The following is a 13,436-nucleotide window of genomic DNA, read 5'->3' on the forward strand; positions in this document are numbered from 1 at the left end:
GAGGAGATGAGGGAAGGAAATCGATGAGGATCAACCGAGCACTCCGCATCGCGGTCGGCGCGGTGGCGGTGGCCGTCACCGCCGCCACGACCGCGGCCTGCGGCGGCGGCAGCGACAAGACCGCACTGGAGAACGCCCAGGAGGGCGAGCTCACCATCGGCATCAAATACGATCAGCCCGGTCTGGGCCTGCGTAACACCGACGGAACCTACAGCGGCTTCGATGTCGAGGTCGCCAAGTACGTGGCCTCGAAACTCGGCGTCCAGCCGGACGGCATCACCTTCAAGGAAGCCCCCTCCGCGCAGCGCGAAACCCTGATCGAGAACGGACAGGTCGATTTCGTGGTCGCCACCTACTCGATCACCGACGCGCGCAAGGAGAAGGTCGATTTCGCCGGCCCCTACTACGTCGCGGGGCAGAGCCTGCTGGTGCGGGCCGACAACAACGATGTCACCGGCCCGGAGAGCCTAAAAGGTAAGACGGTGTGCTCGGTGACCGGTTCCACGCCCGCGCAGAACATCCAGAAGAAGTACCCCGACACCCAGCTGCAGACCTACGACACCTACTCGCTGTGCCTCGAAGGTCTGAACAGTGGAGCCGTCGCGGCGGTGACCACCGATGACATCATCCTGGCCGGTTACGCGTCGCAGTCGCCCGGCAAGTACAAGGTCGTCGGCGAGAAGTTCACCACCGAGAACTACGGGATCGGCCTGAAGAAGGGCGACCAGGACACCCGCAACAAGATCAACGACGCGATCGAGGAAATGATCAGTTCGGGCGCATGGGACACCGCGTTCCAGGAGACGGTCGGTAAGGCCGCGAGCTACGAGACCCCGCAGGCCCCGCAGGTGGACCGGTACTGACCACCGCATCGGAGGGCTGGGCCGCGGTCGCGGCCCAGCCCTCCGATCCGGGCCCATCCTGCCGATCGGAGGCGCGCAACCACCGTGTTCGATTTGATCTCGGAATACGACACCCAGCTGCTCGAAGCATTCTGGATGACCATAAAACTGACCGTGTTCTCGGCGGTGGGTTCCCTGGTGCTGGGTACCGTCGTCGCCGGCATGCGGGTCTCGCCGGTCCCCGTGGCCCGCTGGGTCGGCACGGCCTATGTGACCGTGTTCCGCAACACCCCGCTCACCCTCATCCTGGTGTTCTGCTCCCTGGGCCTGTACTCCACACTCGGGATGAACCTCGCCTCCGAGGGGCCCACCTCGCTGGCCGACAACAACTTCCGCTGGGCCGTTATCGGCCTCAGCGTGTACACGGCGGCATTCGTCTGTGAATCACTGCGGGCCGGTATCAACACCGTGCCGATCGGCCAGTCGGAGGCCGGCCGCTCGCTGGGGCTCGGCTTCCTGCAGAATTTGCGGATCATCGTGCTACCCCAGGCGTTCCGCTCGGTGATCGCCCCACTGGGCAGTGTGTTCATCGCACTGACCAAGAACACGACGGTTGCCTCCGCGATCAGCGTCGCCGAGGCGTCGTTCCTGATGAAGAACATGATCGAAACCGAAGCGGCGCTGCTGGCCATCGGCCTGATCTTCACGCTCGGCTTCGTCATCCTGACGCTGCCCGCCGGCCTGCTGTTCGGACATCTGGCCAAACGATTCGAGGTGGCCCGATGATGCGATCCCTTCCCCTTTGCTGCGGTGTCCGCGGACCGCACGAACCTGCTCCGTGGGAGGCCAAATGACACGCCAGGCTTCTGTTCTGTACGACGCCCCGGGGCCCGTCGCCCGAGTCCGCAATATCGTCTACTCGGTCGTGGTGTTCGTGGTGATCGTGGCCGCGGGCTGGTTCGTCTACCGCGGCTTCGCCGACAAAGGGCAGTTCACGGCCGAGAAATGGGAGCCGTTCCTGGACGGGGCGGTCTGGAGCACCTACATCCTGCCCGGCCTGCGCGGCACGGTGGTCGCCGCGCTGCTGTCCATTGTGTTCGCCCTGGTGATCGGGATGGTATTCGGTATCGCCCGGCTCTCGGATCACCGCTGGGTGCGCTGGACGGCGGGCACGATCGTCGAGATCGCCCGCGCCGTCCCGGTGCTGATCCTGATGATCTTCCTGTTCGCCCTGTACTCCGAATACGACCTCTTCGAATCCGAGTACCTGGCGCTGGGCGCCGTGGTGACGGCACTGACCATCTACAACGGGTCGGTGATCGCCGAGATCGTGCGCGCCGGCATCCTGTCGCTGCCCAAGGGACAGACCGAGGCCGGGGTGGCGCTGGGGCTGCGCAAGGGTCAGCTGATGCGGCTCATCCTGCTCCCACAGGCGATCACGGCGATGCTGCCGGCCCTGATCTCCCAGATGGTGGTCGCGCTGAAGGATTCGGCGCTGGGCTATGTGATCACCTACGAGGAAGTCGTTCGCAGCGCCCAGCAGCTCGGCGCGGCGGAATCCAATACGATTCCCGCGCTGATCGTGGTCGCGATCATCATGATCGTGCTGAACGTGCTCCTCTCCACGGTCGCCACCGGACTGGAGAAGCGCCTGCGGGCCGGTCGCCGCAAACGTGGCGGCGCGGTCGTCGCGGCCGATTCGATCATCACCGACGCTGCTCCCGGAGTGGATATCACCAAGTAGTCCGCCGCTGTGCCGGGCCTCGCGGGGTCCGGCACAGCGGATCGTCGGCGAGAAACCACCACGCGAAGGGGCGCCGGCTCCGCCGATCGCGATCCTGTGTTCTGGGTCTACTCCGCTTCGGAGGCCGGCCCGGTATCCACGAAACCGGGGCCGCCGCGGTTGATCGGCGCGAGGCACCGCTCAATCCAGCGGAGCGTCCTCGTCGCCGGACCCGGCGAACTCGTATTCGGATTTGACCACCGCGAATGCCACCGAATGCCCGTAGCCGCGCCGGGCGAGCATTCCGACCAGTCGCCGGATGGCCTTCTCCCGGTCCAGCCCCGCCGGCAGGCTCCGTAGTTTGCGGCGCACCAGTTCGGTGGCGCGCTCGTATTCGTCGTCGGCCGTGACGGTGTCCAGCGCGGCCGCGGAGTCCTCCTGCGAAACCCCCTTACGCCGCAGCTCCTGCTCCAGCGCACGCCGCCCCTTGCCGGAGAAACCGTGCCGCTGCCGTACCCACTGCCGCGCGAAATCGGCGTCATCGATCAGCCCGACCTCGGCCAGCCGGTCGAGTACCTGTTCGGTCACCTCTGGCGGGTACCCCTTGGCGGACAACCGCTGCGCGAGCTCGGTCCGGCTGCGGGAGCGGACGGCCAGTAACCGCAGAGCGGCTTCTTTCGCCTGTTCGATACTGCCCTGCGCGTCGTCGCCGGTGCGTCCGCCGATCGGCGCGTCGTCCGGTGAACCGGAGCCGGCCGGACGAGCCCGCTGCGGATCGGGCTCGTCCGGCCGTGGACTCCGGGCGGGATCGGTGGCCACGCCACCGGCCGCCAGGAGTTCGTCGAGTCGGCGCCGCATCTGCGCCACCGGATCGGTGGTCTCGGTGCGCGCCCCGGACCGTTCGTCCACCGGGTCAGAAATCGGCCGGGGTCTCTTCCGTCGCGGTCACATCCGCTCCGATCCCCAGCTTCTCCTTGATCTTCTTCTCGACCTCGTCCCGGATATCGGTGTTCTCCAGGAGGAACTTGCGGGCGTTCTCCTTACCCTGGCCGAGCTGATCGCCCTCGTAGGTGTACCAGGAGCCGGATTTGCGGATGAATCCGTGCTCCACCCCCATATCGATCAGCGAGCCCTCCTTCGAAATTCCATGTCCGTACAGAATGTCGAATTCGGCCTGTTTGAACGGCGGGGAGACCTTGTTCTTCACGACCTTGACCCGGGTCCGGTTACCGACCGCGTCACTCCCGTCCTTCAGGGTTTCGATACGGCGCACATCCAGCCGCACGGACGCGTAGAACTTCAGCGCCTTACCACCCGTGGTGGTTTCGGGAGAACCGAACATGACGCCGATCTTCTCGCGCAGCTGGTTGATGAAGATGGCGGTGGTGCCGGAATTGTTCAGGGCACTGGTCATCTTGCGCAGCGCCTGGCTCATCAGGCGGGCCTGCAGGCCGACGTGACTGTCACCCATTTCGCCCTCGATTTCGGCGCGGGGCACCAGGGCGGCCACCGAGTCGATGACGATGATGTCGATGGCGCCGGAGCGGACGAGCATATCGGCGATTTCCAGGGCCTGTTCACCGGTATCGGGCTGGGACACCAGCAGCGCGTCGGTATCGACACCGAGTTTGGCGGCGTAATCGGGATCGAGTGCGTGCTCGGCGTCGATGAAGGCCGCGACACCTCCGGCGGCCTGCGCATTGGCGACCGCGTGCAGCGCGACCGTGGTCTTACCGGAGGATTCCGGGCCGTAGATCTCCACGACGCGGCCGCGGGGCAGGCCCCCGATACCCAGGGCGACGTCGAGCGCGATGGAACCGGTCGGGATCACCGAGACCGGCTGGCGGGCTTCTTCGCCGAGGCGCATCACCGCCCCCTTGCCGAAACTCTTCTCGACCTGCGCGAGCGCGAGTTCGAGTGCTTTGTCGCGGTCATAGGGCTGTGGCGCCATCGTGACTCCCCTTTTCACCGGGTGGTAGGTAGGTGGTGTGGTTGGCGCCCACAGTAGAGGGCGGCACCGACAAGTTCCGGCCTCAGCCTAGACGAACAGGTGTTCGAGTCAAGCGCCGTGGCCGCGCGTCGCGGCCCCTCGGCACGTGCTGGTTCACCACTGCGGGAGTTCGGTCGTATCCAAGGTCGCCGACCCCCCTGGCTACCCGGCCGGCCGGTGGCGGACAACCTGCTGCATCTGCCGGCCGAAACGCCCGCCCGCATCCGCCGCTGCGCCCATCCCGACTGCGTGCTGTTCTTCCACGACACGTCCAAGAACGGAACCCGACGCCGGCATTCGATGGCGACCTGCGGCAACCGGGCGAAAGCGGCACGTCATCATGCGCGCCGCAGCCGGCCGCCCCCGGGGCACGACGTCACCAGCGAGAGCGCGGCACATCGAATTCGGCGCACAGCGCACGCCAGACATCACGTGGATCGACACCGGATTCGATGGCGTCGGCGCCGGTCCGGCCGCCGAGCGCGGGGATAACGTGATCATTGAGCAGAGTGTCGCCCCGGGCCTCGCCGAATTCGGTGTGCATGAGTTCCTGGAATTCCGTCAACCGCACCGTGCACAAGATACCCGCACCGGCGTCGGCGGGCGCGGACGGTCAGTGCGTCCGCACCGAGTCCAGGACCCGGTGACAGATCTGTACCGGATCGGCCACCTCGGCGGCTCCCGCGGCCGCCGTCCGCGCCGCCGCGGTGAAACCCGGCTCGGCCAGCACCCGCAGCACCGCGGCGCGCACCGACTCCGGAGTGAGCGGGCGGACCAGCAGCGACGAACCCTGGCGTTGCGCGCGATTGGCGAGCTCCCACTGGTCGCCGCCACCCGGGACGGTCACCACGGGTACCCCCGCGGCCAATGATTTCGCCAGGAGCCCGTGTCCACCGCCACCGACCACCACGGCGGCGTGGGTGAGGAGTTCGTCCTGCCGTCCGAGCCCGGCGGTAGCCCATCGCGGCAGCGATTCCGGTGGCTCGTCGAGCATCGAGATCGCCACCCGGACCCCGGCTCCCGCCAGGGCCTCCAGCACCGTCTCCGCCATCCCGGCCACCCCGGTGTGCGCGGTGGACGGCGCCACCATCACCAAGGGGTCGTCCCCCGGCGGTAACTGCAGGCGCCGGTCGGTGGGCTCCCACAACAGCGGGCCGACCAATTCGGCCTCCTCCGGCCAGTCCGGCCGCGGTACCTCCAGCGCGGGCAGGGTGGCGACGAGCCGCGCCGCCGGACCCGGGTCGGTGGCCGGCAGACCCACCCCGGCCCGGGCGGCCTCCCGCTGCCGCTGCCCGGTCCGCACCGCGCGAGCGGTGAACATCCGCAGCACCGAGTCCCGGGCACGACCGCGCACGCCGGCGCCCGGCGCGAGCCCACTGCCGATCGGCGGCAGCCCTTTCGACGGAAGATAGAGCGGATGCGGTGACAGTTCGACCCACGGCACCCGCAACCGCTCGGCGGCCATACCGCCCCCCGCGGTGAGGACATCGGAGACAACCAGTTCCGGCAGCATCGCGCCGAGTTCGGGCAGGATCTCGGTCGAGATATAGGCCGCCCGTCGATGAATTCGCGCACCGGCGTCGCCGTCGTCGTCGATCGGCCTGGGCGCCAGCCCCTTCAGCCGCCGCACCCCGATACCGGCCGCCCGCGCGGCCTCGAACCAGCGGGTGCCGGTGAACAGGACAGGATCGTCACCCGCGTCCCGGAAACGCAGGCAGAGCGCGATAGCGGGAAACGCATGACCCGGATCGGGACCGGCGACGACAGCCACTCGCATCCGGTCATGCTATCGGCGCGCCCGCAGGCGCCGAGTCCGGGCCGCGCTTATGTGGCGGCGCCGGCCCATCTCGAGGTGTGTTCCGCCACAGCGGTACCGTGCCGGCAACTCAGCCGGCGAAGGTGTACAGCTCGAACCCGACGGCGCGTTCGCCGGCGAAACCGTCCACCGGTGCCGTGGTCATCGTGACCACCGCGCGCACCTGATCGGCCACCGGTTCCGGGCTCAACGCCTCCAGGTAGCGCCGGTGTTCGGCCAGTGACGCCTCGGCGGCGCCGACCGTGGCGGTGACGTCCACCGCGTGGGTGGCGCCGGCCGGGACGGCCACGGCCGCCCAGCGCGCGGTCCACGGTGGTGGCTCGGTGATCTCGGGGAAGATCCATTCGTTGCCGGCATCGGATACCGCGTCGAGCGCCGCGCGGCCGACGGCCCGGTGGTCGGCGCTGTTGACGATGCCGGGGGCCCAGGTCGGCCCGAAATGTCCCAGCACCACCAGTTCCGGACGGTGCCGGCGGATCGCCGCGGCCAGATCGCGGCGCAAGGCCGGGTTCGCTTCGATCCGGCCGTCCGGATGGCCGAGGAACTGCACCTCGCTCACCCCGACGACCGCGGCCGCGGCACGCTCTTCGGCTTCGCGCAACGGACCCGCCTCGGCGGGCGGCATACCGGCGATCCCCGCCTCCCCGGAGGTCACCAGCAGGTAGCGCACATCCTTACCCTGGCCGGTCCAGCGGGCCACCGCGGCGGCGACTCCGTACTCGATATCGTCGGGGTGAGCGACGATCACCAGGGCCCGCTGCCAATCCTCCGGAAGATGCTGCATGGCGTCATTCGAACACACGCACCCGCCCGATGACACGGAAAAGCCGGATGACCCTCCGGGCGGAGAGGCATCCGGCCGCATCGTCGCGTGGGCGGATCAGACTTTGGTGACCGAGTTGTCGTCCGAGCCGGAGATCGCCTTGTAGAGCAGATACAGCCCGAATACCACCGCGCTGATCACCAGGATCGGGAACAGCCCTTTGATCAGTGCGCCGATCACCGCCAGCGCGATCCAGACGACGGCCACCACGCCGATGATCTTCCACAGCATTTTGTGCCTCCCAGCGGTTGTCTCCTGCTTCGAGCATGGCACCGCGGACACGGGAAATCACCAGGTGAAGAGCAATATCCGGGGAAGATCAGGGTTGACCCTGAGACCGTTACGGGCGCGCGCGACCGCGGGGCACCTCGGCCACGGGCGGCTGCCACGAGGGGTGGCCCGCGGCGGGCGGCAACGAACCGGGAGCCCAGTCGGCGAGTTCGGTGAGTGCCTGTGCCCAGCCGTCCATCCGATCGGCCGCGTGCCGCAGATCGGCGACGATACCGTCGAACTCGTAGCGGAGCGCCCCTGTTTCGTCGACGGCGAGGACTCGGGCGGCCGCGGCGACCACCTGCTCGTACTCGGCGACGCCGCCGTCGAGCCGGGCGACGATCGACTGCAGTGTTTCTCCGAGCCGATGCACGTCGGCCGCGTCGGCGATCTCGGCCGCACCCCCGCCGAGGGTCCGGATCGCGCCTTCCATCGTGGCGATATCGGCGGCCAGCGCGGTCAGCGCGGCGGCACCGGAGCCGGCGGTGGCGATCAGATCTTCGAGTTCCTCGGCGGGTAGCCGACGGGACCGGGCGATCTGCCCGGCCACCTCGTGCAACGCGCGTTCGGCACGCGCCAATCGGGCCATGGCGGGCCGGGCGGCGGACCGGCCGGAGGGAAGTTTGCGCGGGAGGTAGCCGGCCATCGGCAGCGGCGCCCGCCGCAACCGCAGGTAACGGCGGGTGCTCAGGGCTGCGCCGGTGACCAGGGCGACCGCCCCGCCGCCGAGCACCACGACCGCCCAGGCGGGGGCGGACAGAATCACCAGCCCGACCGCCCCGGCGGTGGTGAGACCGGAGACCGTGCCGAGGCCGATACTGCGCCGCCGGGCCCGGCGGCGCCGGCGGAGCTCGCGTTCCCGCGGATCGGCCCAGCGGCGGACCGCGACGAGCGCGTTCTCGCCGGCTTCCCGCAGACTGTCGGCGACGTAGGCCGCCTGCGGCTGCAGTTCGGGCCAGGCACGGGCGAACTCCCGGGACCCGGTGCGGAATCGGGACCTGTCAGACTTCATCGCTGTCCTCGCCGAACTCGGTGGAGCCGCTGCTACTGCGCGGTCCGGCCCTTGTCCATCTGTGGTTGTGGTTGTGCGGGTTCGGCCGCCGACTTCCCGGCGTCGAGCGCCGCGCCGGTGTTCCCGGCGGGCAGGGAATCGCCGCGCATGGACGCGCGAATCTGCTCGAGCCGGCTGTGGCCGGCCATCTGGACGCTGGCCTGCTGGACCTCGAGCATGCGCCCCTGGACGGTGTTCTGGGCGAGTTCGGCGGACCCCAGCGCGGTGGCGTAGCGGCGTTCGATCTTCTCCCGCACCGCGTCCAGGCTGGGGACGCTGCCGGGGGCGGACAGGGTGCTGTCCATCTGCTGCAGGGAGGCACTGACCTGCTCCTGCATCTTGGCCTGTTCGAGCTGGCTGAGCAGTTTGGTGCGCTCGGCGACCTTCTGCTGCAGCAGCATCGCGTTCTGCTCCACCGCCTTCTTGGCCTGCGCGGCGGCTTGCAGCGACTGATCGTGCAGCACCTTCAGGTCCTCGACCGACTGTTCGGCGGTGACCAATTGCGCAGCGAACGCCTCGGCGGCGTTGGTGTACTGGATGGCCTTCTCGGCATCACCCGCGGCATTGGCCTGATCGGCGAGGACGACGGCCTGACGGGCATTGGCGTTGAGCTTCTCGACCTCGTCGAGCTGCCGGTTCAGCTTCATCTCCAGCTGACGCTGGTTCCCGATTACCGAGGCGGCCTGCTGGGACAGTGCCTGGTGCTGACGCTGAGCCTCTTCGATAGCCTGCTGAATCTGGACCTTCGGATCCGCGTGCTCCTCGATCTTGGCATCGAAGAGGGCCATCAGGTATTTCCAGGCCTTCGTGAACGGATTAGCCATCGGTTGATCCCGCCTCCATCTACTGTGCCGCCTGGGCGACTCGGAGTGCGCGACCGTCACGCACTCGGTATCTGCCTATCCTCCACCATGCGGCGCCGGGTCCCGGCCACCGAACGACGCCGCGTCTCGCCGAGAACGGCCGCGCCGACGCATACTACGAATCTATCCGGTCCCCGGCGCCGCGCGCATTGTCACGATCGGGTATACGACGGCTATAACCGATCAGGCCGCTTCGACCAGCACGAGCGGGCCGTTGGTGGGCGCCGGGATGACGATCCGGGTCTCGCCGTCGACCTGGGTCCGGGTACCGGCCGCGGCCGACGCGGCGGCGGGTTCGGCGGCCGCGGGCTCGGCGGCCGGCTCCGCCGGTGCCGGGGTGGCCGCTTCGGCGGGTTCACGGGCCGGGGCGGCGCCCGCCGGCAGATCCTCGCCGGCGATCGCGGTGCTCACGTCCCACAGCACCCGGGACAGCGGTATGTCGAGGGCGTCGCAGATCGCGGCCAGCAGTTCACTGGACGCTTCCTTACGACCCCGCTCGACTTCGGAGAGGTAGCCCAGGCTCACCCGCGCCGAGGTGGATACTTCGCGCAGGGTCCGGCTCTGGGCGAGGCGCGCACGCCGCAGACTGTCCCCGATCGCTTCTCGCAGCAGCGTCATCGAGTTCTCCTTCTCCCGGTAGGCGTCGCCCACGGCACGCACGCGGTTCTCTCTTCGCACAACGTCGGAACCCGCCCCGAGGGTTCCCGGGCCGGTCGCGGAACTGCTCACCGGGTGGGTGATTCGCCCCGCACGCACCGCAGCAGTTCCCGAACCGCGGCCTGTGTCGCTGTGAACCTGATATTCCACCGGTCGCCGGTGAGTTTCAACCGCATCACCTCGGTATGCCCGGGTCCGGCGAGTCCGAGGAAGACGGTGCCGACCTCGATCCCCGCCTGGGGGTCGGGCCCGGCGACCCCGGTGAGCGCGATTCCCCAGTCGGCGCCGCAGCGGGTCCGGGCGCCGACCGCGAGCTGTTGTGCGGTACTCGCGGCCACCGGACCCTCGGCGGTCAGGACCTGCTCGTCGACCCCGGCCAGACTGTGTTTGAGGTCGGTCGCGTACACCACCATGCCGCCGCGCAGCACCGCACTGGCCCCGGGCACACCGGCGATCGTGGCGGACACCAGCCCCGCGGTCAGTGATTCGGCGGTGGCGACGGTCTGCCCGCTGTCCTTCAGGGCGGCGACGAGATCGGCGGCCGCGCTGCCGGCGGTGAGCGGGCCGGTGTGTCCGGCCGTCATCCGCGAGTCCGGTGCGGTCCGGCGAGCCACAGCCTGGCCGCCTGACCGACGTAGTCCAGGCCCGTGACCACTGTGAGAAGCAACGCGATCCACATCAGCGTCATTCCCGCGGTGGCGAAACCACCCGAGAGCGGTAGCAGCAGCACCCCGATGGCCACCGATTGGACGAGGGTTTTGAGTTTCCCGCCGCGACCGGCCGGGATGACGCCGCGGCGCACCACCGCCAGCCGCAGCAGGGTGATTCCGATCTCGCGCGCGCAGATGACGACGGTCATCCACCACGGCAGATCGCCCAGCATCGAGAGCCCGATGAGCGCCGCGCCGATGAGCGCCTTGTCCGCGATGGGATCGGCGAGTTTGCCGAAATCGGTGACGAGGCCGTATTTGCGGGCGAGCTGACCGTCGAACCGGTCGGTGATCGCGGCGAGCGCGAAGAGCAGGGTCGCGGTGATCCGCCAGCCGGTCTGATGACCGCCATCGGCGAACAGCGCCAGGACGAACAGCGGTACCAGCGCGATCCGGATCATGGTGAGGATGTTCGCGATGTTCAGCAGCGGAACCGCGGATTCGGCGGGTGCGGGCACCAGACCACCGCGCGGTGGTCCGGGCACGGTCAGACGCCGGTCGATCTCCTCGGGATGCACGCTCATGGCCGCCTCTGCGCCGCGGCGCCGGGACAGGCGCGCGAGATCGAGCGGGAGGGCGGAGTCTGCGGCACACACCCAGACTATCGGTAGCCCGGCCGACTACTGTGCACCCCATGACCTCACGGGGACCACTGAGTGGTTCGACCAGCGACGCACCCGGTACGCAGACCGCCACCGTGCGGGTGCGTCGCGCCCGCACCTCCGATGTCCCGGCGATCAAATCGCTCGTCGATGTATATGCGGGCCGCATCCTGCTGGAGAAGAACCTCGTCAATCTGTACGAGTCGGTACAGGAGTTCTGGGTGGCCGAACTCGGCGACCGCGTGGTGGGCTGCGGTGCGCTGCACGTGCTGTGGGCCGACCTCGGTGAGGTGCGCACGGTGGCGGTTCTTCCCGAGGTGAAAGGCCACGGTGTGGGCAAAGTCATCGTGGAGCAGCTGGTCGAGGTGGCGCGGGAGCTCGAGCTGCGGCGGTTGTTCGTGCTCACCTTCGAGGTCGAGTTCTTCGCCCGGCACGGTTTCGCGGAGATCGAGGGCACTCCGGTGACCGCCGAGGTGTACGCGGAGATGTGCCGGTCCTACGACACCGGTGTGGCGGAGTTCCTGGACCTCAGCTTTGTGAAACCCAACACTCTCGGCAACACCCGAATGCTGCTCACGCTCTGAGATTCACCGGCCGCAGGAGTACCTACCACTCGCGGTGGACGGTCGGCACCGCGGCGACACCCCGCGCACTAGAGTCGACGGGTGCCTCTTTTCGCTGTTCACTACACCTATTCCGACGCCACCGTTCCCGCTCGGGACACCCATCGCCCGCGTCACCGGACGTGGCTGGCCGACCGGCTTTCGGAGGGCGCGCTGCTGAGCAGCGGGCCGTACCCGGACGGTTCCGGCGCCCTGCTGCTGTTCCGCGCGACCGACGCCGCGGCGCTGGACGAGCTGCTGGCCCAGGACCCGTTCGCTCAGGAGAAGCTGATCGATGATGTGCGGGCCGTCGAATGGCAGCCCGTACTCGGCGCGTTCGCCGACTGAGTGGTGCCGCGTCCCGGCCGGGCGCCGACCCGGCCGGGACGCACCGGCTACTCGCCCGAACCGGCGGCCGACTTCGGCCGGGCCTGCCCGCGGGTACGCAGCAGGCTGGCGACGGTCGCGACGACCAGGATGCCGAGGATCACCGACAACGACAGCGCGGTGGAGATCTCCGGGACGTTCACATGCTCGCCGCCGTTGATGAACGGCAGGTTGTTCTCGTGCAGGGCGTGCAACACCAGTTTGACGCCGATGAAGGCCAGAATGGCCGCGAGACCGTAGGACAGGTAGACCAACCGGTCCAGCAGGCCGCCGATCAGGAAGAAGAGCTGGCGCAGCCCCATCAGCGCGAACGCGTTCGCGGTGAACACGATGTAGGGCTCCTCGGTGAGGCCGTAGATGGCCGGGATCGAGTCGAGCGCGAACAGCAGATCGGCGAATCCGATGGCCACCAGTGCCAGCAGCATCGGCGTGAGCGCGCGTCGGCCGTCGATCCGGGTGACCAGCTTGTCGCCGTCATAGGTCTCGGTGGTCGGCACGAAGCGCTTGATGAGCGCGACGATCCGGCTGTCGCGTTTCTGTTCCTCTTCGACCTCGTGGCCGCTCTCCTTCAGGAGCTTGACCGCGGTGTAGACCAGGAAGAGTCCGAACAGGTAGAAAACCCAGCTGAAGGCGCTGATGGCGGCGGCGCCCACCGCGATGAAGACACCGCGCATGACCAGGGCCACCACGATGCCGATGAGCAGCACCTTCTGCTGGTAGATCCGGGGCACCGCGAAGGTGGACATGATGATCAGGAAGATGAACAGGTTGTCCACCGAGAGCGCTTTCTCGGTGACGAAACCGGCGTAGTACTCACCGGCGAAGGTCCCGCCCCATTTCCAGGCGATCACCCCGCCGAAGGCCAGCGCCAGCCCGATGTAGACCGCGGACCAGAAGCCGGACTCACGGAAGGTCGGTTCGTGCGGAGTCCGCACATGGGCGAAGAAATCGAAGACGAACAACCCGAGGATCACCACGAGGGTGATTCCCCAGACAAGAGCGGTTACCTGCATACGGCGATCCGTTCAGCGGTGCGAGTCATACCACCAATCATGCCCGATATGCCCGTTTCAGCCGGCTTGCGGGGTGGTTGCCGGCTA

Annotated in this window: 17 protein-coding genes and 1 pseudogene; 6 read left to right on the forward strand and 12 right to left on the reverse strand. The window is 68.4% G+C overall.

Annotation, left to right across the window (positions count from 1 at the left end; all coding sequences use genetic code 11):
* Positions 1 to 23: 23 nt before the first annotated feature.
* From NF4_RS08005 to NF4_RS08015, 3 genes are all read left to right on the forward strand, one after another.
* A complete protein-coding gene (locus NF4_RS08005; protein WP_030521659.1) occupies positions 24 to 863 on the forward strand; it encodes a glutamate ABC transporter substrate-binding protein in 840 nt (279 codons plus the stop codon).
* A gap of 84 nt (positions 864 to 947) precedes the next feature.
* Positions 948 to 1,628, forward strand: a complete 681-nt coding sequence (locus tag NF4_RS08010; RefSeq protein ID WP_084532941.1) for an amino acid ABC transporter permease — start codon at positions 948 to 950, stop codon at positions 1,626 to 1,628.
* A 64-nt stretch (positions 1,629 to 1,692) separates the two neighbouring features.
* Complete coding sequence (locus NF4_RS08015; protein ID WP_063126609.1) at positions 1,693 to 2,586, forward strand: amino acid ABC transporter permease; 894 nt, start codon at positions 1,693 to 1,695, stop codon at positions 2,584 to 2,586.
* A 180-nt stretch (positions 2,587 to 2,766) separates the two neighbouring features.
* Here the strand turns inward: NF4_RS08015 and recX are convergent, their stop codons facing one another.
* Together recX and recA are read right to left on the reverse strand one after the other, a co-directional pair.
* Positions 2,767 to 3,423, reverse strand: a complete 657-nt coding sequence (gene recX / locus NF4_RS08020; RefSeq protein ID WP_084532984.1) for a recombination regulator RecX — start codon at positions 3,421 to 3,423, stop codon at positions 2,767 to 2,769.
* Between the two features lie 55 nt (positions 3,424 to 3,478).
* Positions 3,479 to 4,516, reverse strand: a complete 1,038-nt coding sequence (gene recA, locus NF4_RS08025; RefSeq protein ID WP_030521664.1) for a recombinase RecA — start codon at positions 4,514 to 4,516, stop codon at positions 3,479 to 3,481.
* 198 nt (positions 4,517 to 4,714) lie between these two features.
* On the opposite strand from recA, the pseudogene NF4_RS39100 reads away from it, so the two are divergent.
* Positions 4,715 to 4,909 (forward strand): annotated as a pseudogene (locus NF4_RS39100) (CGNR zinc finger domain-containing protein); the annotation flags it as partial.
* A gap of 22 nt (positions 4,910 to 4,931) precedes the next feature.
* Here NF4_RS39100 and NF4_RS39105 read toward each other — a convergent pair.
* The 9 genes from NF4_RS39105 to pgsA form a co-directional block, all read right to left on the reverse strand.
* Positions 4,932 to 5,126 carry a DUF3046 domain-containing protein gene (locus tag NF4_RS39105; RefSeq protein WP_063126610.1) on the reverse strand — a complete coding sequence of 65 codons (195 nt, stop codon included), beginning with the start codon at positions 5,124 to 5,126 and terminating at the stop codon, positions 4,932 to 4,934.
* A gap of 42 nt (positions 5,127 to 5,168) precedes the next feature.
* The gene (locus tag NF4_RS08035) at positions 5,169 to 6,332 is read right to left on the reverse strand and encodes a glycosyltransferase (RefSeq protein WP_063126611.1); all 1,164 of its coding nucleotides are present in this window, start codon (positions 6,330 to 6,332) and stop codon (positions 5,169 to 5,171) included.
* Between the two features lie 109 nt (positions 6,333 to 6,441).
* Complete coding sequence (locus NF4_RS08040; RefSeq protein ID WP_063126612.1) at positions 6,442 to 7,155, reverse strand: PIG-L deacetylase family protein; 714 nt, start codon at positions 7,153 to 7,155, stop codon at positions 6,442 to 6,444.
* A 96-nt stretch (positions 7,156 to 7,251) separates the two neighbouring features.
* Complete coding sequence (locus NF4_RS38480; protein WP_030521672.1) at positions 7,252 to 7,425, reverse strand: hypothetical protein; 174 nt, start codon at positions 7,423 to 7,425, stop codon at positions 7,252 to 7,254.
* 109 nt (positions 7,426 to 7,534) lie between these two features.
* Positions 7,535 to 8,476, reverse strand: coding sequence for a phage shock envelope stress response protein PspM (pspM, locus tag NF4_RS08045; RefSeq protein WP_063814523.1), 942 nt, complete (start codon positions 8,474 to 8,476; stop codon positions 7,535 to 7,537).
* A 32-nt stretch (positions 8,477 to 8,508) separates the two neighbouring features.
* On the reverse strand, positions 8,509 to 9,339 hold the full coding sequence (gene pspA / locus NF4_RS08050; RefSeq protein ID WP_063126613.1) for a phage shock protein PspA: 831 nt from the start codon (positions 9,337 to 9,339) through the stop codon (positions 8,509 to 8,511).
* A 222-nt stretch (positions 9,340 to 9,561) separates the two neighbouring features.
* Positions 9,562 to 9,996: a helix-turn-helix domain-containing protein gene (locus NF4_RS08055; RefSeq protein ID WP_063126866.1), complete on the reverse strand. Its 435-nt coding sequence runs from the start codon at positions 9,994 to 9,996 to the stop codon at positions 9,562 to 9,564.
* 107 nt (positions 9,997 to 10,103) lie between these two features.
* On the reverse strand, positions 10,104 to 10,619 hold the full coding sequence (locus NF4_RS08060; protein ID WP_063126867.1) for a CinA family protein: 516 nt from the start codon (positions 10,617 to 10,619) through the stop codon (positions 10,104 to 10,106).
* Positions 10,616 to 11,269: a CDP-diacylglycerol--glycerol-3-phosphate 3-phosphatidyltransferase gene (pgsA, locus tag NF4_RS08065; protein WP_084532985.1), complete on the reverse strand. Its 654-nt coding sequence runs from the start codon at positions 11,267 to 11,269 to the stop codon at positions 10,616 to 10,618. Before pgsA ends, NF4_RS08060 begins: the two co-directional genes overlap by 4 nt.
* A gap of 110 nt (positions 11,270 to 11,379) precedes the next feature.
* Here pgsA and NF4_RS08070 point away from each other — a divergent pair, with 110 nt between their 5' ends.
* Both NF4_RS08070 and NF4_RS08075 read left to right on the forward strand, forming a co-directional pair.
* On the forward strand, positions 11,380 to 11,931 hold the full coding sequence (locus NF4_RS08070; protein WP_030521678.1) for an amino-acid N-acetyltransferase: 552 nt from the start codon (positions 11,380 to 11,382) through the stop codon (positions 11,929 to 11,931).
* Positions 11,932 to 12,012: 81 nt separating this feature from the next.
* The gene (locus tag NF4_RS08075; protein WP_063126614.1) at positions 12,013 to 12,297 is read left to right on the forward strand and encodes a YciI family protein; all 285 of its coding nucleotides are present in this window, start codon (positions 12,013 to 12,015) and stop codon (positions 12,295 to 12,297) included.
* Between the two features lie 47 nt (positions 12,298 to 12,344).
* Here the strand turns inward: NF4_RS08075 and NF4_RS08080 are convergent, their stop codons facing one another.
* Entirely contained in the window at positions 12,345 to 13,349 is a 1,005-nt protein-coding gene (locus NF4_RS08080; protein WP_063126615.1) for a TerC family protein, read from the reverse strand.
* Between the last annotated feature and the right edge of the window lie 87 nt (positions 13,350 to 13,436).

The organism is Nocardia fusca NBRC 14340, assembly GCF_001618425.1.
GTDB lineage: Bacteria > Actinomycetota > Actinomycetes > Mycobacteriales > Mycobacteriaceae > Nocardia > Nocardia fusca.